Source organism: Salinibacterium sp. M195 (assembly GCF_019443965.1).
Taxonomy (GTDB): Bacteria; Actinomycetota; Actinomycetes; order Actinomycetales; family Microbacteriaceae; genus Rhodoglobus.
The window spans coordinates 1,062,604-1,081,640 of record NZ_CP040814.1; the positions used below are offsets into that span (position 1 = coordinate 1,062,604).

General features: G+C 59.5%; 23 protein-coding genes. 20 read left to right on the forward strand and 3 right to left on the reverse strand.

Annotated features, from left to right (window positions below):
• Positions 1–104 precede the first annotated feature (104 nt).
• The 8 genes from rpsM (at position 105) to glmM (ending at position 6,220) form a co-directional block, all read left to right on the forward strand.
• Positions 105–479: a 30S ribosomal protein S13 gene (gene rpsM / locus FFT87_RS05065; RefSeq protein WP_141990764.1), complete on the forward strand. Its 375-nt coding sequence runs from the start codon at positions 105–107 to the stop codon at positions 477–479.
• A 51-nt stretch (positions 480–530) separates the two neighbouring features.
• Positions 531–929, forward strand: coding sequence for a 30S ribosomal protein S11 (gene rpsK / locus FFT87_RS05070; protein ID WP_197106438.1), 399 nt, complete (start codon positions 531–533; stop codon positions 927–929).
• A 163-nt stretch (positions 930–1,092) separates the two neighbouring features.
• Positions 1,093–2,088, forward strand: a complete 996-nt coding sequence (locus tag FFT87_RS05075; protein ID WP_219950252.1) for a DNA-directed RNA polymerase subunit alpha — start codon at positions 1,093–1,095, stop codon at positions 2,086–2,088.
• A gap of 38 nt (positions 2,089–2,126) precedes the next feature.
• Entirely contained in the window at positions 2,127–2,651 is a 525-nt protein-coding gene (gene rplQ, locus FFT87_RS05080) for a 50S ribosomal protein L17 (RefSeq protein WP_219950253.1), read from the forward strand.
• Positions 2,652–2,724: 73 nt separating this feature from the next.
• On the forward strand, positions 2,725–3,672 hold the full coding sequence (locus tag FFT87_RS05085; RefSeq protein ID WP_255560065.1) for a tRNA pseudouridine(38-40) synthase TruA: 948 nt from the start codon (positions 2,725–2,727) through the stop codon (positions 3,670–3,672).
• Between the two features lie 183 nt (positions 3,673–3,855).
• Positions 3,856–4,302: a 50S ribosomal protein L13 gene (rplM, locus tag FFT87_RS05090; RefSeq protein ID WP_219950254.1), complete on the forward strand. Its 447-nt coding sequence runs from the start codon at positions 3,856–3,858 to the stop codon at positions 4,300–4,302.
• Positions 4,303–4,343: 41 nt separating this feature from the next.
• Positions 4,344–4,832, forward strand: coding sequence for a 30S ribosomal protein S9 (gene rpsI / locus FFT87_RS05095; RefSeq protein ID WP_010203784.1), 489 nt, complete (start codon positions 4,344–4,346; stop codon positions 4,830–4,832).
• 26 nt (positions 4,833–4,858) lie between these two features.
• Positions 4,859–6,220, forward strand: coding sequence for a phosphoglucosamine mutase (glmM, locus tag FFT87_RS05100; protein ID WP_219950255.1), 1,362 nt, complete (start codon positions 4,859–4,861; stop codon positions 6,218–6,220).
• Between the two features lie 10 nt (positions 6,221–6,230).
• Here the strand turns inward: glmM and coaA are convergent, their stop codons facing one another.
• Entirely contained in the window at positions 6,231–7,178 is a 948-nt protein-coding gene (coaA, locus tag FFT87_RS05105; RefSeq protein ID WP_255560066.1) for a type I pantothenate kinase, read from the reverse strand.
• Positions 7,179–7,233: 55 nt separating this feature from the next.
• On the opposite strand from coaA, the gene glmS reads away from it, so the two are divergent.
• From glmS to FFT87_RS05145, 8 genes are all read left to right on the forward strand, one after another.
• Positions 7,234–9,084: a glutamine--fructose-6-phosphate transaminase (isomerizing) gene (gene glmS, locus FFT87_RS05110; RefSeq protein ID WP_219950257.1), complete on the forward strand. Its 1,851-nt coding sequence runs from the start codon at positions 7,234–7,236 to the stop codon at positions 9,082–9,084.
• An 8-nt stretch (positions 9,085–9,092) separates the two neighbouring features.
• Positions 9,093–9,467 (forward strand): holo-ACP synthase, encoded by a 375-nt coding sequence (locus FFT87_RS05115; protein WP_219950258.1) that lies wholly within the window; start codon positions 9,093–9,095, stop codon positions 9,465–9,467.
• Complete coding sequence (alr, locus tag FFT87_RS05120) at positions 9,460–10,560, forward strand: alanine racemase (RefSeq protein WP_219950259.1); 1,101 nt, start codon at positions 9,460–9,462, stop codon at positions 10,558–10,560. The genes FFT87_RS05115 and alr overlap by 8 nt, the downstream gene beginning before the upstream one ends.
• A complete protein-coding gene (locus FFT87_RS05125; RefSeq protein ID WP_219950260.1) occupies positions 10,557–11,132 on the forward strand; it encodes a tRNA (adenosine(37)-N6)-threonylcarbamoyltransferase complex ATPase subunit type 1 TsaE in 576 nt (191 codons plus the stop codon). Before alr ends, FFT87_RS05125 begins: the two co-directional genes overlap by 4 nt.
• Positions 11,116–11,736 (forward strand): tRNA (adenosine(37)-N6)-threonylcarbamoyltransferase complex dimerization subunit type 1 TsaB, encoded by a 621-nt coding sequence (tsaB, locus tag FFT87_RS05130; protein ID WP_219950261.1) that lies wholly within the window; start codon positions 11,116–11,118, stop codon positions 11,734–11,736. Before FFT87_RS05125 ends, tsaB begins: the two co-directional genes overlap by 17 nt.
• The gene (gene rimI, locus FFT87_RS05135) at positions 11,733–12,224 is read left to right on the forward strand and encodes a ribosomal protein S18-alanine N-acetyltransferase (RefSeq protein WP_219950262.1); all 492 of its coding nucleotides are present in this window, start codon (positions 11,733–11,735) and stop codon (positions 12,222–12,224) included. The genes tsaB and rimI overlap by 4 nt, the downstream gene beginning before the upstream one ends.
• Before the next feature lie 110 nt (positions 12,225–12,334).
• Positions 12,335–13,366 (forward strand): tRNA (adenosine(37)-N6)-threonylcarbamoyltransferase complex transferase subunit TsaD, encoded by a 1,032-nt coding sequence (gene tsaD / locus FFT87_RS05140; RefSeq protein WP_219950707.1) that lies wholly within the window; start codon positions 12,335–12,337, stop codon positions 13,364–13,366.
• Between the two features lie 98 nt (positions 13,367–13,464).
• On the forward strand, positions 13,465–13,746 hold the full coding sequence (locus tag FFT87_RS05145) for a DUF4190 domain-containing protein (RefSeq protein WP_219950263.1): 282 nt from the start codon (positions 13,465–13,467) through the stop codon (positions 13,744–13,746).
• Positions 13,747–13,810: 64 nt separating this feature from the next.
• On the opposite strand, the gene FFT87_RS05150 is transcribed toward FFT87_RS05145, so the two are convergent.
• Positions 13,811–14,395: a hypothetical protein gene (locus FFT87_RS05150; RefSeq protein WP_219950264.1), complete on the reverse strand. Its 585-nt coding sequence runs from the start codon at positions 14,393–14,395 to the stop codon at positions 13,811–13,813.
• A 79-nt stretch (positions 14,396–14,474) separates the two neighbouring features.
• Here FFT87_RS05150 and FFT87_RS05155 point away from each other — a divergent pair, with 79 nt between their 5' ends.
• The gene (locus FFT87_RS05155) at positions 14,475–14,762 is read left to right on the forward strand and encodes a hypothetical protein (RefSeq protein WP_219950265.1); all 288 of its coding nucleotides are present in this window, start codon (positions 14,475–14,477) and stop codon (positions 14,760–14,762) included.
• Between the two features lie 80 nt (positions 14,763–14,842).
• Here the strand turns inward: FFT87_RS05155 and FFT87_RS05160 are convergent, their stop codons facing one another.
• Positions 14,843–16,027, reverse strand: a complete 1,185-nt coding sequence (locus FFT87_RS05160; RefSeq protein WP_219950266.1) for a class I SAM-dependent methyltransferase — start codon at positions 16,025–16,027, stop codon at positions 14,843–14,845.
• A gap of 142 nt (positions 16,028–16,169) precedes the next feature.
• Between FFT87_RS05160 and groES the strand changes: the two genes are divergently transcribed.
• From groES to FFT87_RS05175, 3 genes are all read left to right on the forward strand, one after another.
• Positions 16,170–16,466, forward strand: a complete 297-nt coding sequence (groES, locus tag FFT87_RS05165; RefSeq protein WP_021809375.1) for a co-chaperone GroES — start codon at positions 16,170–16,172, stop codon at positions 16,464–16,466.
• Between the two features lie 187 nt (positions 16,467–16,653).
• Positions 16,654–17,598, forward strand: coding sequence for an EamA family transporter RarD (rarD, locus tag FFT87_RS05170; protein WP_219950267.1), 945 nt, complete (start codon positions 16,654–16,656; stop codon positions 17,596–17,598).
• A 56-nt stretch (positions 17,599–17,654) separates the two neighbouring features.
• Entirely contained in the window at positions 17,655–18,947 is a 1,293-nt protein-coding gene (locus tag FFT87_RS05175) for an ABC transporter substrate-binding protein (RefSeq protein ID WP_219950268.1), read from the forward strand.
• Positions 18,948–19,037: the final 90 nt, after the last annotated feature.

Sequence of the window (19,037 nt, forward strand, 5' to 3'; positions counted from 1 at the left end):
ACCAGATCCAGAACTTACGTAAGTAGGGGCGGGGGACACCACCGGTTGGAGGCCGGTGCACAGGTGCTGTTACAGACCTCCACTCATTAACAGGAGAAGCCACTATGGCACGTCTAGCCGGCGTCGACATCCCACGCGACAAGCGTGTAGAGGTCGCACTGACTTACATTTACGGTGTTGGCCGCACGAGGGCACTCAAAACCCTCGCCGACACACAAATCAGCGGAGAAATTCGCGTTCACGATCTGACCGATGACCAGCTCATCGTTCTTCGTGACTACATCGAAGGAAACTTCCAAGTAGAAGGTGACCTCCGCCGTGAGGTCGCAGCAGACATTCGCCGCAAGGTTGAAATCGGCAGCTACCAGGGTATCCGTCACCGTAAGGGACTGCCCGTTCACGGACAGCGCACGAAGACCAACGCTCGTACCCGCAAGGGCCCGAAGCGCACCGTAGCCGGCAAGAAGAAGGCCCGATAGACCCTGGGTTCATTCCCAGCGTCGTCGCCATCAAAGTTTTAGGAGAAAACAATGGCAGCACCAAAATCGGCCGCTCGTAAGCCGCGTCGTAAAGAGAAGAAGAACATTGCAGTGGGCCAGGCTCACATCAAGTCAACGTTCAACAACACCATCGTGACCATCACTGACCCCACCGGCGCTGTTCTTGCCTGGTCGTCGTCAGGTGTCGTCGGTTTCAAGGGATCGCGTAAGTCGACCCCTTACGCCGCACAGATGTCTGCTGAGTCGGCTGCACGCCAGGCTCAGGAGCACGGTGTCAAGAAGGTTGACGTTTTCGTCAAGGGACCGGGTTCAGGTCGCGAAACAGCGATTCGTTCGCTGCAGGCCGCTGGCCTCGAAGTGGGTTCGATCAACGACGTAACACCGCAGACGCACAATGGTTGCCGTCCGCCCAAGCGTCGTCGCGTTTAGTTTCACGCCGTACTAACCGGGCAACCGGCTAGTGCTGGCGTCGTGGCGAGGGCCCGCTGTGGCCCTCGCTCACAGTTCCAGCGCACAACTCAAAAAACGACGGGCCAGCCACCCGTCGCCCCCAAGTGTCATATAGCGGACACTTTGCCGAAAGGAATCACCAGTGCTCATTGCACAGCGTCCCACCCTTGCTGAGGAGAACATCTCCGAATTCCGTTCACGGTTCGTCATTGAGCCGCTCGAACCTGGTTTCGGTTACACCCTCGGAAACTCCATCCGCCGTACCCTTCTTTCGTCGATCCCCGGAGCAGCTGTCACCAGCATCCGTATCGATGGAGTTCTTCACGAGTTCAGCACCGTCGCCGGTGTTAAAGAAGACGTCACTGAGGTCATCCTCAACATCAAGAACCTCGTTGTTTCCAGCGAGCACGATGAGCCCATCACCGCTTACCTGCGCAAGCAGGGTGCTGGTGAGGTTACGGCCGCTGACATCTCCGCACCTGCCGGTGTAGAGATTCACAACCCCGAGCTCGTCATCGCAACGCTCAATGACAAGGCCAAGTTTGAACTTGAGCTGACCATCGAGCGTGGCCGCGGTTACGTCACTGCAACTCAGAACCGCAGCGAGTTCAGCGAAGCCGGCCAGATTCCGGTCGACTCGATCTACTCGCCCGTACTCAAGGTCACTTACCGCGTCGAGGCAACTCGCGCCGGTGAGCGCACTGACTTTGACCGCCTGGTTGTGGATGTCGAAACTAAGTCAGCAATCACCCCGCGTGATGCCATCGCTTCCGCCGGTCGCACACTGACCGAACTGTTCGGACTCGCTCGCGAGCTCAACACGGCAGCCGAGGGTATCGAGATTGGTCCTGCACCGGTTGACGCCGTGCTCTCGACTGAGCTCAGCATGCCGATCGAAGATCTTGATCTTTCGGTGCGCAGCTACAACTGCCTCAAGCGCGAAGGAATCAACACCGTCAGTGAACTGGTCGCTCTTTCCGAGACCCAGCTCATGAACATCCGTAACTTCGGTCAGAAGTCGGTTGATGAAGTACGCGACAAGCTCGTCGAGATGGGACTGTCGTTGAAAGACAGCGTTCCCGGATTCGACAGCGCGCACTTCTACGGCGGATACGCCGACGACGAGACCAACGCTTGAGCCACTGGCTCGAACCTTTGACACTGGAGAACTAGAAAATGCCTACACCTACTAAGGGCCCGCGTCTCGGCGGTGGACCGGCGCACGAGCGCCACATGCTTGCCAACTTGGCCGCAGCCCTGTTCACGCACAAGAGCATCAAGACAACGGAAATGCGTGCCAAGCGCTTGCGTCCCGTTGCTGAGCGCCTGATCACGTTCGCGAAGAAGGGTGACTTGCACAACCGTCGCCGCGCGCTCGGAATCATTGGCGACAAGACCGTCATCCACGAACTCTTCACGGTTATCGCACCGCAGGTTGAGAACCGTGACGGCGGCTACACCCGCATCACGAAGCTTGGCTTCCGCAAGGGAGACAACGCTTCGATGGTTCAGATGGAGCTCGTTCTTGAGCCCGTAACACCTAAGAAGAAGTCGCCGAAGGCTGCCGCTAAGGCAGAGCCGAAGGCCGCTGCAGAAGAGCCAGCCGTTGAGGAAGCTCCTGTTGACGAAGTTGCAACCGAAGACGTAGCCGTTGAGGCTCCTGCTGAGGACGCTGCTGCAGAGACTGCAGAAGAGAAGTAACTTTCTTCGTGAGAGAAAACCCCGGTTCCGCCTCGTGCGGGCCGGGGTTTTCTTCGTGAAATAGGATTGAATAATGGATCAGCAGACACCCGTCGACTCGACTACCGAGTCGACTTCTGACCCCGAAGTCAGCGATTTTCTGGATCCTTCGAAGACTCGGCTTCGGCTGGACATCTCGTACGACGGCACCAATTTTTTTGGCTGGGGAAAACAGCCTGTGCTCCGCACCGTTCAGGGCACGATCGAAGACGCGCTCAGCGTCATTTTCCGTCGTTTCGGTGTGATCCCCACTCTCATAGTGGCGGGCCGTACGGATGCTGGCGTGCACGCGAGTGGCCAGGTTGCTCATCTGGATCTCACTGAAGCGCAGCTACATAGCCTCGATCGCCCTCGCCGGGGAAATATGGGTGGAAAGCGGTACGACGGCCCGGCCTCGTTGGCGCGACGAATTAACGGCATCGCGGGGTTGGAAGCGGATATTCACGTATCGAGCTCCGAAATTGCCGCTGATGGTTTCGATGCGCGTTTCTCTCCCTTGTGGCGCCGCTATGAATACCGGATCGCTGACAATGAGTCGCCGCGGGACCCGCGATATCGCAACCACACGGTCTGGTACCCGGCGACGCTCGATGTCGATGCCATGAACTCGGCAGCGAACGAACTGCTGGGACTCCACGATTGGGCGGCGTACTGCAAGCCCCGTGAAGGTGCATCAACAGTGCGTTGGCTTGAGCATTTCCGCTGGCGCCGTAATGAGGAGGGCATCATCGTCGCGGAAGTTCGCGCGGATGCCTTCTGTCACAGCATGGTTCGATCTTTGGTCGGTGCTGGCGTTTTTGTCGGTCAGGGCAAGCTGGAGATCGCACGCCCTGTCGAAATTCGGGATGAACGATCAAAGGGGAGTGAGTACAAGGTCATGCCGGCCAAGGGACTTACTCTCGTCGAAGTGGGTTACCCGCCGGATGACGGCCTGGCAGCTCGAGCAGAACTTACGCGCTCACATCGCGTACCCATGGACTGACAACCACTAAGAGTTCGCCACGTTTGCCGCGTCGGCGAACTTCCGCTAGAGTTGACCCTTGGTGTCTGCGCTATAAGAGCGCGACATCCGATCATGAGCCCTCCACCGGCATTGTTTCTTCTGAAACAACCATCGGAGCGGGATTCACGAACACCTCACTCGATCAATGAAAGCAGCACTATTGTGACGCGTACATATTCGCCCAAGCCCGACGACGTCAAGCGGGAATGGGTCATCATCGACGCCGCCGACATCGTTCTCGGCCGTCTCGCCAGCCACGCAGCGATTTTGCTCCGTGGAAAGCACAAGGCCACCTTTGCTCCTCACATGGACATGGGTGACTTCGTTATCATCATCAACGCTGAGAAGGTTGCCCTCACCGGCTCCAAGCTCGCGAAGAAGAAGGCCTACCGTCACTCCGGTTACCCGGGCGGGCTCACGGCCACCACGTACGCCGAGATGCTGGAGAAGCACCCCACTCGTGCGGTTGAAAAAGCCGTCCGTGGAATGCTCCCCAAGAACTCACTCGGTCGCGCTCAGCTCTCCAAACTGAAGGTCTACGCCGGCACTGAGCACCCTCACGCTGCTCAGCAGCCAACTCCGTACACCCTCTCCCAGGTCGCTCAGTAGCGCCCGCGCTTTACGAAGCAAAGATAAAAGGACTTATTACAGTGGCTAAGATCGAAGATTCAATCACCGAGGGTGCACCCGAGTCGTACACGACCGAGTCGGCAGCAGTTGAGGCGCCAAGCGCACCTCGCCCCGTTCTCACCGTTCCCGGCGCAGCCGTCGGACGTCGCAAGCAGGCAATTGCCCGCGTGCGTCTCGTTCCCGGTTCGGGCACCATCACGGTCAACGGCCGTGAGCTCGCCGAGTACTTCCCCAACAAGCTTCACCAGCAGCTCATCAACGACCCGTTCAAGGTTCTTGACCTGCTCGGCGGTTACGACGTAATCGCACGCATCACCGGTGGTGGCCCCTCGGGCCAGGCCGGCGCATTGCGTCTCGGCATCTCTCGTTCGCTCAACCAGATCGACGAAGAGAACAACCGTGCGATCCTCAAGAAGGCTGGCTTCCTTACGCGTGACGCTCGCGTCAAGGAGCGTAAGAAGGCTGGACTCAAGAAGGCCCGTAAGGCTCCGCAGTTCTCGAAGCGCTAACCCGCTTTCCCTGCTAGCGGCAACGCATGGCACGTCTTTTTGGTACAGATGGTGTTCGTGGTTTAGCGAACAGTGATCTTACTGTCGAGCTTGCGCTCGGCCTGGCTCAGTCGGCAGCAGTCGTACTGGGTCAGGGTCGAGTTGCTGATGGTCGGCGCGCTTCAGGCCGCCGACCGGTCGCAGTTGTTGCACGCGATCCCCGCGTATCCGGCGAATTCATTTCCGCCGCGGTATCCGCGGGGCTCGCGAGCTCTGGCGTCGATGTTTTCGACGCCGGAGTAATTCCCACCCCGGCAGCAGCGTTCCTCGTTGCCGACTTTAAAGCCGACCTCGGAGTCATGATCTCCGCGTCGCACAACCCCGCCCCAGACAACGGAATTAAGTTTTTCGGTCAGGGCGGCGTAAAACTTCCCGATGAGGTCGAAGACCGCATCGAAGAGGCGCTTGCTGCGCCGAGCCTCGCTCCCACGGGCGTCGAGGTAGGCCGTATTCGCCGGTTCGCCGATGCTGAAGACCGTTATGTTGTGCACTTATTGTCAACGCTGCCGAACCAGCTTGGTGGCATCCACGTCGTGCTCGATTGTGCGCACGGTGCCGCTTCCGGCGTCTCGCCGCAGGTCTTCACAGATGCCGGTGCCAAAGTCACCGTGATCGGTGCTGATCCTGACGGCATCAACATTAACGACGGTGTGGGCTCAACTCACCTCGATAACCTCGCTGCCGCGGTTCTTTCGCACGGTGCGGATATCGGAATTGCTCATGACGGCGACGCTGATCGCTGCCTCGCCGTAGACAAAGACGGCAAGGTCGTTGATGGCGATCAAATCATGGCGATTCTTGCGGTCTCGATGGCCGAGCGTGGGGTGCTTCACAACCGCACGCTGGTAGCAACGGTCATGAGCAACCTTGGTCTCCGCCGAGCTATGGCCGAGCACAACATTGAGATGCTCGAAACTAAAGTGGGCGACCGCTACGTGCTCGAAGCACTTGGTGAGCATGGGCTTTCACTCGGTGGTGAACAGTCGGGACACGTCATCATGACCAAGTTTGCGACGACTGGTGACGGAATCCTCACCGGTCTTCATCTGGTCGCCGAAATGGAACGAACAGGCAAGACTCTGGCTGAGTTGGCGTCTGTGATGACGATCTACCCACAGGTGCTCGTGAACGTTCGCGGTGTTGACCACCACTCGCTGGGCTCAGACGCGGTAATCGCTGACGCGGTTGCTGTGGTGGAAGCAGAGCTCGGAGACACGGGTCGAGTCTTGCTGCGAGCATCCGGCACTGAACCTATGGTTCGCGTGATGGTCGAAGCAGAGCACCAAGAAATCGCGCAGCAGATGGCTGAACGCCTCGCCGCGGTGGTTCGCACGCAACTCAGCCACTAGCGTTCCCGCTTTAGGTCTTACGGAGCAGAACTTTCGATACTGCGTGATTGGCATCCTTGCGCAAGATCAAAGACGCGCGAGGTCGGGTCGGCAACACGTTCTGGATGAGGTTCGGCTCGTTGGTCAGCTTCCACACCTGTTGCGCGCGCGCCCGTGCTGCACTCTCGGTGAGGTTGGCGAAGCGATGGAAGTACGATCGCGGGTTGCTGAACGCTCCACGTTGGAGCCGTAAGAAGCGTTCCTCGTACCAGTGCGCAATGTCGCTCGTGCGAGCATCCACATAGATAGTGAAGTCGAACAGGTCGCTGACGGCGAGTTTGTTGGTCGTGGACGGCGGCTGAAGGACGTTGAGGCCTTCAACGATGAGTACGTCTGGTTTGCGCACCGTTATACCGGCGTTCGGAACGATGTCGTAGGCCAGGTGCGAGTAGAAGGGGGCCCGCACTTCGGGCTCTCCAGCCTTGATCTTGCTGACGAACCGGAGCAGAGCCCGTCGGTCGTAGCTCTCAGGGAATCCTTTTCGTTCGAGGATGCCGCGCCGTTCGAGCTCGGCGTTGGGGTGCAGAAAACCGTCGGTGGTGACAAGTTCGACGCGGGGGGTGCCTTCCCAGCGGGAGAGAAGCTCGCGCAGGAGTCGTGCGATCGTGGACTTACCCACGGCTACTGAGCCTGCGACGCCGATGACAAATGGCGTGCTGGTGGTGGTGGCGCCCAAAAACTGTGTGGTGGCGGCATGCAGCCGCTGAGCGTTCTCGGCATAAAGATTGAGCAGGCGGCTGAGCGGCAGATAGACCTCAGAGACCTCGGTGAGGTCGAGTTCATCCCCGAGTCCGCGCAGCTCGATGAGCTCTGTCTGCGACAGCGGAACCTTCATTTTTGGCGCAAGTTCAGCCCAATCGCTCCGATCGATTTCGAGAAAGGGAGAGATATGACCGTGTGCGGAGCCGTTTTCATGCATCGCGTTCATCATAACGGCGCACGGATACCCAGCTTGGGCAACTAAACTCGTATTTATGTGTGGAATTGTTGGTTACGTCGGTAACAACCAAAGCCTTGAGGTACTCCTCGGCGGTCTTAAGCGTCTCGAATACCGGGGTTACGACTCCGCTGGTGTCGCCATTATTGACGACGCCGGAAAGCTGGGAACGCGCAAGCGTGCCGGCAAGCTGAAGATGCTTTTGGATGATCTTGAGGAAAACCCGCTCAGCAACGGAGCGACGGGAATCGGTCACACTCGTTGGGCAACTCACGGTGGTCCGACTGATGGCAACGCTCACCCTCATCTGAGCAGTGACCACAAGCTCGCGCTCATTCACAACGGCATCATCGAGAACTTTTCTGAGCTGAAGAATGAGCTGCTTCTCGAGGGCGAATCGTTCCTAAGCGAGACGGACACTGAGGTTGCCGCAGTTCTCGTCGGCCGCGAATATGACAAGACCGGTGACTTGACTGCGGCCATGCGCGGCGTTGTCGCACGACTCGAGGGAGCGTTCACTCTTCTCGCCGTGCACGAAGATCAGCCCGGCGTTGTCGTCGGGGCTCGCCGCAATTCACCGCTGGTGATCGGCTTGGGCGACGGTGAGAACTTCCTGGGCTCCGACGTTGCCGCCTTTGTTGAGTTCACGCGCCGTGCTGTGGCTGTTGGCCAAGATCAGATCGTCACGATCCGCCCCGACACGGTTGACGTCACCGACTTCGATGGCAATGCCGTCGAATTCGAAGAGTTCGACATCGCCTGGGATGCTTCGGCGTCCGAAAAGGGTGGCTGGTCGAGCTTTATGGCTAAGGAAATCAGCGAAGAGCCGGATGCCGTAGCTAACACCATTCTTGGTCGCGTTCAGGATGGGCTGGTCAAGCTCACTGAGTTTGAGCCTCTCGGCGACGAAATCATTGCGAACATTGACCGCATTGTCGTTATTGCGTGCGGCACCGCTGCCTATGCAGGAATGCTCGGCAAGTACGCCATTGAGGCGTGGGCACGCGTTCCTGTTGATGTGGAGCTTGCTCACGAGTTCCGCTACCGCAACCCGATTCTGACCGAACGCACGCTCGTGATTTCGATTAGCCAGTCCGGCGAGACGATGGACACGCTCATGGCGGTTAAGTTCGCTATGGAATCTGGGGCGAAGGTTGTGTCGGTGTGCAACACGCACGGTGCCACGATTCCGCGCGAGTCGCACGCTGTCGTGTACACGCACGCTGGTCCTGAGGTTGCTGTGGCATCTACGAAGGCGTTTGTCGCCCAGATCACGGCGCTCTATTTGATCGGTTTGCACATCGCGGGCGTTCGCGGCACTCTCAGCGAAGACGAAATTCGCGAGAACGTTGTCGAGTTGCAGGCGGTGCCAGACAAGATTTCTGAGGTGCTCGTGACCTCACAGTCGATCAAGCAACTGGCGCACTGGATGACGGACACCCAGTCGGTGCTCTTCCTCGGTCGCCACGTTGGCTATCCCATCGCACTCGAGGGTGCCCTCAAGCTCAAGGAGCTCGCGTACATTCACGCCGAGGGCTTTGCCGCTGGAGAGCTGAAGCACGGCCCGATCGCACTCATTGAGCCTGGGCAGGTTGTCTTCGTAGTTGTCCCTAGCCCGCGCGATCCGAACTCGTTGCACAAGAAGGTTGTCTCGAACATTCAAGAGATTCGCGCTCGTGGCGCTCGCGTTATCGCGATTGCCGAGAAGGGCGATGCTGCAGTGTTGCCGTTCGCCGACGAAGTCATTCCTATTCCTTTGGCTGGACCGTTCTTCGAGCCACTTTTGGCTGTCATCCCGCTGCACATTTTTGGCATGGAACTTTCGGCAGCGAAGGGACTCGACGTAGACCAGCCTCGCAACCTCGCGAAGTCTGTCACCGTCGAATAGGTTTCACCATGATTGTGGGGATCGGTGTGGATGTTGTCGACATCGCTCGTTTCGAGCGCGCGTTGCAGCGCACGCCGACCCTCACAACGCGCTTGTTCTCTGAGAGCGAACAAGTAAAGGATGGCGTTCTGCGTCCCCTTCGCTCGCTCGCTGGCCGGTTCGCGGCAAAAGAGGCGCTCATCAAGGCTCTCGGAGACTCAAGCGGAGTCACGTGGCACGATATGCGAGTCGTTTCTGACTCCCTCGGCAACCCGTCATTTGAACTTCTCAACTCCACGAAAGCTATCGCCGAACGGCAGGGAATTACGTCCGTGCACCTCTCGATGAGTCACGACGCAGGCATTGCGATCGCCTACGTTGTTGCGGAGGCGCACCATGACTGACCTCCGGCTCGCCAGTATTAGCACCGGTGCTATCAGCCGCAACGTCGAAACTCTGCGGGCGCTGGTAGCGCCTGCACAGGTCATGGCTGTGGTGAAAGCAGACGGCTACGGCCACGGCGCTGTAGCCAGTGCTCGTGCTGCGCTCGATGGCGGTGCGGACTGGCTCGGCGTTGCCGACCTTGCTGAGGCATTTGCTCTGCGCGACGCGGGTATCGTCGCTCCGCTCTTGGCGTGGTTACACCAGCCAGGGGCGGCATTCAGTGCAGCGGTGCACGCAGGCATAGACCTCGGCATCAGCAACATCGCTCAACTCGGTGAAGTCGCCGCGGCATCCGGAACGGCATGCGTGCACCTCAAAGTTGATACGGGATTGCACCGTAATGGAGCCGCGGTCGGTGATTGGCAGGAGTTTTTCGAAGCTGCGGTAGCTCACGAACTTGCTGGACGCATCCAAGTGCAAGGAATCTGGAGCCATCTCGCCAACGCTGGCCATGTCCAAGATGTGACGCAGATTGAGCGCTTTACTGCTGCAATCGCCATGGCTGAATCGGTAGGGTTGCGGCCCGAATTCCGTCACTTAGCAGCATCCGAGGGCGCGATCAAGCATCCTGACGCGCGCTTCACCCTCGTTCGCCTGGGAATAAGCATTTATGGACTAGCGCCCGCCGACGATGTGGATGCTTCGAGTCTGGGTTTGGAGCCCGCGATGACGCTCAGCGCTCCCGTCATTTCTGTGAGGCGGGTCGCTGCGGGGGAGGGCGTTTCCTACGGTCTTGATTTCTCGCGTGACTCCGACACCACGGTGGCGCTCGTGCCGCTTGGGTATGCTGACGGAATCCCACGCCACGCCTCAAACCGGGGTCCCGTATCGATTAATGGTGTGACCGGTCGCGTCGCCGGCAGAGTAGCCATGGACCAGATTGTGGTTGATATGGGCGATGCCGCCGTGGCGATCGGAGACCAGGCAACACTCTTCGGACGCACAGCAGAGTCGGTTCCCAGCGCAGATGAATGGGCAGCAGCCGCAGGCACGATCAACTATGAAATCGTGACGCGCCTCGGCCATCGCGTAGCGCGCAGGTACGAGTCATGACCACCTTCGTAATCGAATCCCCAGAGCGGATGGCCGAGCTCGGCGCGATCATTGCCGGTCAGCTGAGGGCTGGTGACCTGGTACTTCTTAACGGCGCACTCGGTGCCGGTAAAACAACGCTGACGCGGGCGATTGGTGAATACCTCGGCATTCGCGGCACGGTGACGAGCCCGACCTTCGTTCTTGCACGCACACATCCGAGGCTGGATGTCGCGGAAACTGCGACAGCAGCACCGTCGCAATCTGCGTCCCACTCTGATCGAGCGCCGCTCGTGCACGTCGATGCCTATAGGTTGGGCAGCGCTGTCGAGCTGGACGATCTGGATATCGATTTTGAGGCATCCATCGTTGTCGTTGAGTGGGGTGCCGGTTTGCTCGACGGCGTGAGCGAGTCGTGGCTGAATATCGATATTGTGCGGCCGACCGGCGCAAGCGACGGGAAACCGAATGGGCCGGTGACCTCGGCTGTCGACGATTTCGCCGAAGAAGCGGTTGAACCGCGTACCGTCACTGTCACCGCGTTCGGACCCCGATGGGCAGATATGGGGTGGGTCGATGTTTTTAGCGATTGATACATCGGCGGGAACAAGCGTTGCCATCGTCGATGCCGGCGGACGGGTGCTTGCCGAGTGCGACTCTGCAGACACGCGCAAACATGCTGAAGTTGTCGGAGATTTCATCTACAGCTGCCTCGCAGAAGCTGACATCGCTGTAACCGACCTGACCGGTGTCGTGGCCGGAATGGGTCCCGGACCCTTTACCGGGCTTCGAGTCGGGATTGTCGCCGCACGAGCGTTCGCGTTCGGCGCACGGTTGCCGGTGTACGCGGTCGTCACCCACGATGCCATCGCCCTGGGAGAAACGGCACCAGTAATCGTCGCCACAGACGCTCGCCGCAAAGAGTTTTACTGGTCGACGTACAGCGGATCAGATGAGGCAGGATTGCCGCTCCGCGATGGTGGCCCGGCGCTCGCTCCTGCCGCTGAGCTCTCCGCTATCGTGCCTAATTTCGAGCACTACGCACTGAGGCAAACACCGACCGTGAGCGCGGCTTCGCTCGCGACCCTGGCGCAACTCATGAAAGCGAACGGTCGTGACTTTGCCGGGGAGGAAGCCCTGTACCTTCGCCCTCCAGACGTCAGCCTTTCCGCAGGACCGAAACGAGTAACCGCATGAGCTGGCAGTTGCGCCGCGCCACCGTAGATGACCTCGATGCGATCATGGTCATCGAGTCGAGCGAGTTCGCTAACGATGCGTGGTCGAATGACATGATGAGCGCCGAAATAGTTGATAACCACAGTTACTACTTAGTCGCGCATCCCTTGGGAGACCCCGCGACGGTAACTGCCTATGCGGGGTTGCGCGCGCCTTTCCGCTCAGGTCAGGCCGACATCCAAACGATTGCTGTTGCTCCGGGTGCTCGCCGCCACGGCATAGGGCGGGCGCTAATGCATGCGCTGATGGTAGAAGCTCGGAATCGTGGTGCGAGCGATCTCTTCTTGGAAGTTCGCGACGATAACCCATCGGCTCAGCGGCTGTATGACTCTCTCGGATTTGAGCGCATTGCGGTTCGCCCTCACTATTACCAACCGGATGGGGTGGATGCAATTGTGATGCGTCTCACTATCCCGGAGCCCACGTTGTCACCGGCGGTGGGCACATGAGCGAGCCAGCGGACCCCGCGCCGCAAACACCGTCACCGAGTCTGGCGCCGTCACACCGCGAAGCACCGAACGATCGCAGCCTTCCCCGGAACACGTCAGCGCCCCTCGTGTTGGGGATCGAGACGAGTTGCGATGAGACCGGAATTGGCATCGTGCGCGGGACAACGCTGCTCGCCAATGTCATTTCGTCGTCGATGGACGAACATGCTCGTTACGGCGGTGTCGTTCCGGAGGTCGCGGCGCGCGCGCATCTCGAGGCGATGCAGCCAGCGCTCGAGCAGGCGCTCGCCGATGCTGGCGTTGAGATTGACGAGATCGATGCCATTGCTGTGACAAGCGGGCCGGGCCTCGCAGGAGCACTGATGGTAGGTGTTGCTGCGGCAAAAGCTCTCGCGGTTGCCACTGCTAAGCCTTTGTATGCGGTGAATCATCTTGTCGGCCATGTTGGTGCTGACGTCTTGCGCGATGATGGGTCGGAAATCGAGCTCCCGACTATCGCGTTACTCGTATCGGGCGGGCACACCTCGCTGCTGCAGGTGCGCGATTTGGTCTCCGACGTTGAGTTGCTCGGCGAGACGATCGACGATGCCGCCGGTGAAGCCTTCGACAAGGTTGCTCGGCTGCTCGGCCTGCCCTACCCTGGTGGGCCCCAGATCGACCGGGTTGCGGCCGAGGGTGACCCAACAGCGATCCGGTTTCCGCGGGGACTTAGCAAGCCGAAAGACATGGAACAGCATCGCTACGACTTTTCGTTTTCCGGTCTCAAGACTGCGGTCGCTCGCTGGGTCGAGCGCGAGCAAGATGCCGGCACAGATTTCTCGATTGCGGATGTCGCGGCGAGCTTTCGGGAGGCGGTTGTCGACATCCTGTTGACGAAGGCGGTCGCGGCCTGCGTTGATCGCGGGGTGCCGCGCTTGTTGCTCGGCGGTGGTGTCGTGGCGAACGCTCGCGTGCGAGAACTCGCGCAGGAGCGCTGTGATGCGGCAGGGATCCAGTTGCGAATTCCACCGCTGTCGCTGTGCACTGATAATGGCGCGATGATTGCGGCACTGGGCGCCCAATTGGTGATGGCCGGCAAGCAGCCATCTGCTCTCGGGTTTAGCGCTGATTCCACTTTGCCGGTCACGCAGATTCAGGCCTAGACGTGAGCTAGGCTCTACTCGGCGTATATTGACAGCATACTTTCAGGCTGACAATATAGTCGCGCCAGTTCGTTTCATCTACTAAGGAGCATTTCGTCATGTCAGAACCCACGCCTTACGCCGCAACGCCTGCAGGCGCGCCGGTTGCTAAATGGAACGTCCTGTCCATCGTGTCGATCGCGACCTCGGTCCTCGGCTTCGGACTCGTCGGCGTCATCACCGGACACATCGCTATGAGCCAGATCAAGAAGACGGGCGAGCAGGGCAAGGTCCTCGCTATCATCGGCCTTATCTGGGGTTACCTCGCGATCGTCATCGTCATCATCTTCGCGATCGTCACGATCGCCGCGGCAGTCGCCGGTTCGTCATACGGCTACTAGATCGCTGAGCAGCAGTGAAGAAGGTCCGCACTGATGTGCGGGCCTTTTTTATGATGTGCACTTGCTAAAGTGTGCGCATGGCTACCAAAAAATCAGACGACTCAACACCGTCGATACCCACGCCCGAGCAAGCCGCTGCATCCACTACGTCTGACGCTAAGACGACTCCTGAGGTGAAGACAACGACTGCTGCTAAGAAGGCGGCAACGCCGAAGGCGAGCACGACGGCGGCGAAGGCCGCAAAGCCAGACACAGCCGCGAAGGCGCCGAAGCCAGCGACGAAGCCTGTAACGGCTCCCAAGGCTGCGAAGCCGGCGACCGGTGCGAAGCCGGTAACGGCGACGACGCCTGCAAAGACGGCGACGACGCCTGCAAAGTCCGCGACGAAGCCGGCTGGCGCGACGACAACCGCTGCGACCGCATCCACGCCTCCTGTTTCTCCGCCGGTCGCCTCGTCAGCAGCAACCTCGCCCGCAGCCTCAACGGCAAGCGCTCCTGCTGCACCCCCAGTTCCTTCGGCACCAGTGACCGCAGCCGGCGCTGCAGCGTCGCGCGAATCTTCAGTGACTCCTCCTTCGGCTCCAGCGAATGCTGCGCCTACTGCGGGACCGGTTCCGCCGCTAAATGCAGCGCCGGCGCCGGCAAGCAACCCCTACGCTGCCCCCAGCGGAACTCCGGTCCCCGGCTACGGCAGCGTTCCCACGCCTGGCGCCGCTGCATTTGTGCCCGTGCCTGCTGGACCGCCGCAGGGTCTCGCGATCGCAGCAATGGTCACGGGTATCGTTGCCGTCTTGCTAGCATTCATGTCGCTCGGATTTTTGCCTGGCGTCGCCGCAATTATTTTGGGTCATGTGGCGCAGAAGAAGCAGAACTACGCTCGTCCGTTCTGGATCACCGGTCTCATCACCGGCTACGTTGCTACCGCGATCAGCCTCATCTGGGGGCTCGTGTTCCTCGCTGCGCTGATGATCCCGCTGATGATTGCCGGCACTGGCGCCTACACGTACGGCTACTAATTCACGATCAGTCCGCGTGAACTAGTCCGGGTGGCCGATAACCGTTCGGTCACCGCTCTAGTTCGAACGCGGCGCTGGTACTAGCGGGGAGCTACGCGGTGCGCAAGAAGCGCACGACGTCGTCCGGCTACTCGAGTCAAAATGAGCGTCGCGCTGTTCGAGCCTGACAGTGCAAGAGACGTTCGAAAGTGTGCGGGGTCGATATCGACCCCGCGCTTTTTGATTTCGAGAGTTCCGATTTTGCGCGCGGAAAGCTCTTTCTTGAGCGAGCGCTTGTCGAGTGCGAAATCTGCCACGATCTCAAAGCAACTGGCGAAGGGTGACGCGACTGCGGTGTCCGCGCTGAAGTAAGCAATCGATGAGTCAAGCATCCGACCATTGAGCTGGCGGGCGAGATCGCCGATGAGTCGTGCGCGGATGACGGCACCATCCGGCTCGTAGACAAACTGACCGAGATCTCCCACGGCTTCGTCTTCGCTGTCTGCGGCAGCCGACAGCTCGGCGGTGCCATGCTCGCCGATGACGAGAGCAGAGCGACGAATTCCGTCACGAGCGACCGCCCCAAACCACAGGCCAAGCTCGACGACTTCGCGTCCGACCGACACCCATTGCGCCTCGGCGTTGTCAGGGATGAGATCGCGGTCGATACCCGGACCGAGTTTGATCCCGGTCGGGTAGCGCTCCGCCAGCCCGAAAGCGAAGTCGAGTGAAGGGGTCCAGTCGGCGGGATTCGTGAGGCGAACGCGGGCGTCGCGCCGAGCCGGGTCGAGGTAGATGCCGTCGATACCGGCGAGATCGGTCGACTCTGCGTCGCCGTGCACTACTTGAGCGTTGCTCCACGGGGCCAGGTTGTAGCTGGCAATGGCGGCGGTCGTTTCGTCCCGCTCGACTGCGGTGACATTGAGGTCAAGCGCGGCAATGGCGAGCGCATCAGCGCCGATTCCGCAACCTAGGTCGGCCACCCACTTGACGCCGGCGTTGCTAAACCTGCCAGCGTGCAACGCCGCGACGGGGAGTCGAGTTGCTTGTTCGAGCCCGGCCTCGGTGAAGAGCATCCGCTCGGCAAATGGCCCAAACTTGCTTTCAGCCTTGGCGCGCAGCTTTGACTGACTAAGAACAGCGGCGACTAGTCCGGCGCTATGGCCGGCCTTGCGGAGCTCTGCGACGGTGCGCACGATCTCGTCACTAGATCTCCACGCGGGTAGTGAGTCGAGCAAGCGGAGACCGTCAGTCGAAAGGAGCTCTCGTAGTTCGCTCTGGTTCATTCTCTAACCGTATCCGCATCCACTGTTGTCTTGGCATTGTTATTGGCACTCACGTTGATCGAGTGCCAACCAAGACGTATAGTTGATCTGGCACTCCTGCTGGGAGTGTGCCAGCCCCAATACTTTCAGAAAGAGGTCACACGTGTCGGTGTCCATTAAGCCGCTCGAAGATCGCATTGTTATCAAGCAGGTCGACGCAGAACAGACCACCGCGTCTGGGCTCGTCATTCCTGACACTGCGAAAGAGAAGCCCCAGGAGGGCGAAGTAGTCGCCGTAGGTCCCGGTCGCATTGACGACAACGGCAACCGCGTTCCTCTCGACATCGCCGTAGGTGACAAGGTCATCTACTCCAAGTACGGCGGAACTGAAGTGAAGTATGGCGGAGACGACCTGCTCGTACTGTCAGCTCGCGACGTTCTTGCTGTGGTTGTTCGCTAACGCGGATACTCAAACCCTCGCCGAGATTTAACATTCGGCAACACATAAGCCCAGAGCTCCGGCTCTGGGCTTTTGTGTTGGGCTTTTGTGTTGGGTTTGTGCAGTGAGTTTGTGCAGTGAGTTTGTGTGGCGAGCTTGTGTATTTGCGAATGTGATTCGCCTCTGATTTGCAGCTTAAGCTTGAGAGGTGACTACGACTTCTCACGCGGCCGATCGCGTGTCTCCTAGCGGCCTCGGCTTCGCGGTATCCGCGTATGTGCTGTGGGGCGCAATGCCCATCGTCTTCTTCTCGCTGAAGGAGTCGGGTGCCATTGAGATCGTGGCTTGGCGCATTGTGCTTTCGCTCGTTTTTTGTGCAGCTCTCCTTGTCGTCACGCGCGGCTATGTGCGGGTTCTGGCGATCATTCGTGATCGCAAGACCTTCTGGAGCCTCGGCCTTGCCGGGGGACTTGTCGTCATCAACTGGGTCATCTACGTCTACGCGAGCCTAAATGGTCACATTGTCGAGGCAGCACTCGGGTATTTCACCAACCCCATTGTGACGGTGTTGCTCGGCGTGCTCATTCTGCGCGAGCGGTTACGCCCCCTGCAGTGGACTGCGCTCGCGATTAGCGCGCTCGCCGTTCTCGTGCTCGCGATCGGGTACGGCAGCTTCCCGTGGATTGCCCTCGGGCTTGCGTTCAGTTTTGGGCTTTATGGGCTGGTCAAGAAAAGCGTTGGACCGAAGGCGGATGCGCTGGGTGGCTTGGCCGTGGAGACAGCTTTCTTGGCTCCGCTTGCGATTATTGTCCTGCTCGTGTTGAACGCGAATGGCACTCTCACCATCGGCACAGCGGGCAACGGACACCTGATCTTGACTCTGTGCCTTGGCGCAATCACGGCAATTCCTCTCATCCTCTTTGCCGCGGCAGCTCGACGTCTGCCGCTCACGTATATGGGGCTCGCGCAATATTTGGCCCCGATTTTGCAGCTGATCGTCGGGGTATTCGTATTCCACGAGGCGATGCCCGCCGAGCGTTGGTTGGGCTTCGCGATTGTCTGGATTGCGCTTGCTATCCTCACGTTCGATCTCTTCCGCCACTCTTCCCGAACGCGGCTTGGTTCCGCTGCCGAAGCACCGGGCGCACCGTAGTATTCCTGTGAAGGTGCGCGGTTGCCGAGGAGCGACGCCTTAAGAGAGGCAAATTGATGACGAGGTTTCGTGCCACGCGACAGCTGTTGGTGGTGGCCGCCGTTCTCGTGGTTCTCGGCGCGTGCAGTTCTCCTGCTCCGGTAGCTGAACCCTCGGCTGTTCCGGCACCGTCAGCGACGCCGACGCCGCTGGCCATTCCTGCTGGCGATGGGGTGTTGCGGGTTGGCACTCTTTTCCCCACGAGTGGAACGCTCTCGTTCCTTGCTGCCGCACAGACTGCCGGGGTAGCCACCGCAGTAAAGGAGATCAACGCCGCTGGTGGTATCAACGGTGAGCCGGTGTTGATCGTTGCCGCCGATTCTGGCGAGGCAAAGACAACGAAGCTAGAGACGTCATTCGCGGCGCTAGTGACAAAACAGGTCGATGTGGTGATCGGGCCGTCTTCCTCCGTGCTCGCCCAGCGCTCCATTCCTCTGGCGATCGATGCCAAAGTTCCCGTCATTTCTCCGGCGGCGACCTTCTCAACGCTGACCGATGTTTTTGACGATGGTTATTTCTTCCGCACGATTCCGGCTTACGAGCAGCAGGGTTTCGCCTTAGCGGAAACGCTGACGGCGGGAGAAACTCCGCTGCGAATCGCTTATGTCTATGTCTATGTCGCAGATGCGCAAGGCTCTGCTCTTCATGACACTTTCGTCGCGGCGCTTGCGGTGCACGACACTGAGCTAGTCGCTGACGAGGTTTTTGCCAGTTCTACGACAAACTTTGATGCGATCATCTCAAACCTCAAGGCGGCAGCGCCAGACATCGTCGTCGTCGGGTCAACGTACGACTCGGACAAGGCGACCAAGGCGGCCATTGGCAAGATCGTCGCGGCAGGCTACACCGGGTCGAAACTGTGGCTAACTTCGCTCAACACCGGTGACTATTCGCAGTCATTCAAGAATGGCACCCTCAAGGGAGTTCGCGGCGTGATCGAGGGGGCGCAGCCTTCTAAGACGTTCATTGCCGCTCTCAAGGCGAGCGATTCGAAGCTGACAAGCTATCGCTATGCGATGGAGGCGTATGACGCGACAATGCTCGCCGCTCTGGCCGCCATTGTTGCTCAGGATGATGCGGGGGAGGCGATTGCGGGTTCGCTCTATGACGTCTCGAAGGGTGGTGTGAAGTGCCTGAGTTTTGTCGAGTGCCTCGAAGTCCTCACAACGACAAACGACATCGATTACGACGGCGTCTCCGGAACCGTGAACTTCACTCCTGACGGAGATATTGAGCCCGGATACTGGGGTTTCTACACATATGACGGTGAGAACAAGTTCGTTTTCACTAGCGGGGGAGCCTTCGGCTAGAACGAGTGCCGCCCGGATTGGGGGCGCTCCCTGAACCTTGATTCCGCCTCATGAAGTTCTCATTTTGTGGTTTGCCCACTACCGTAACAA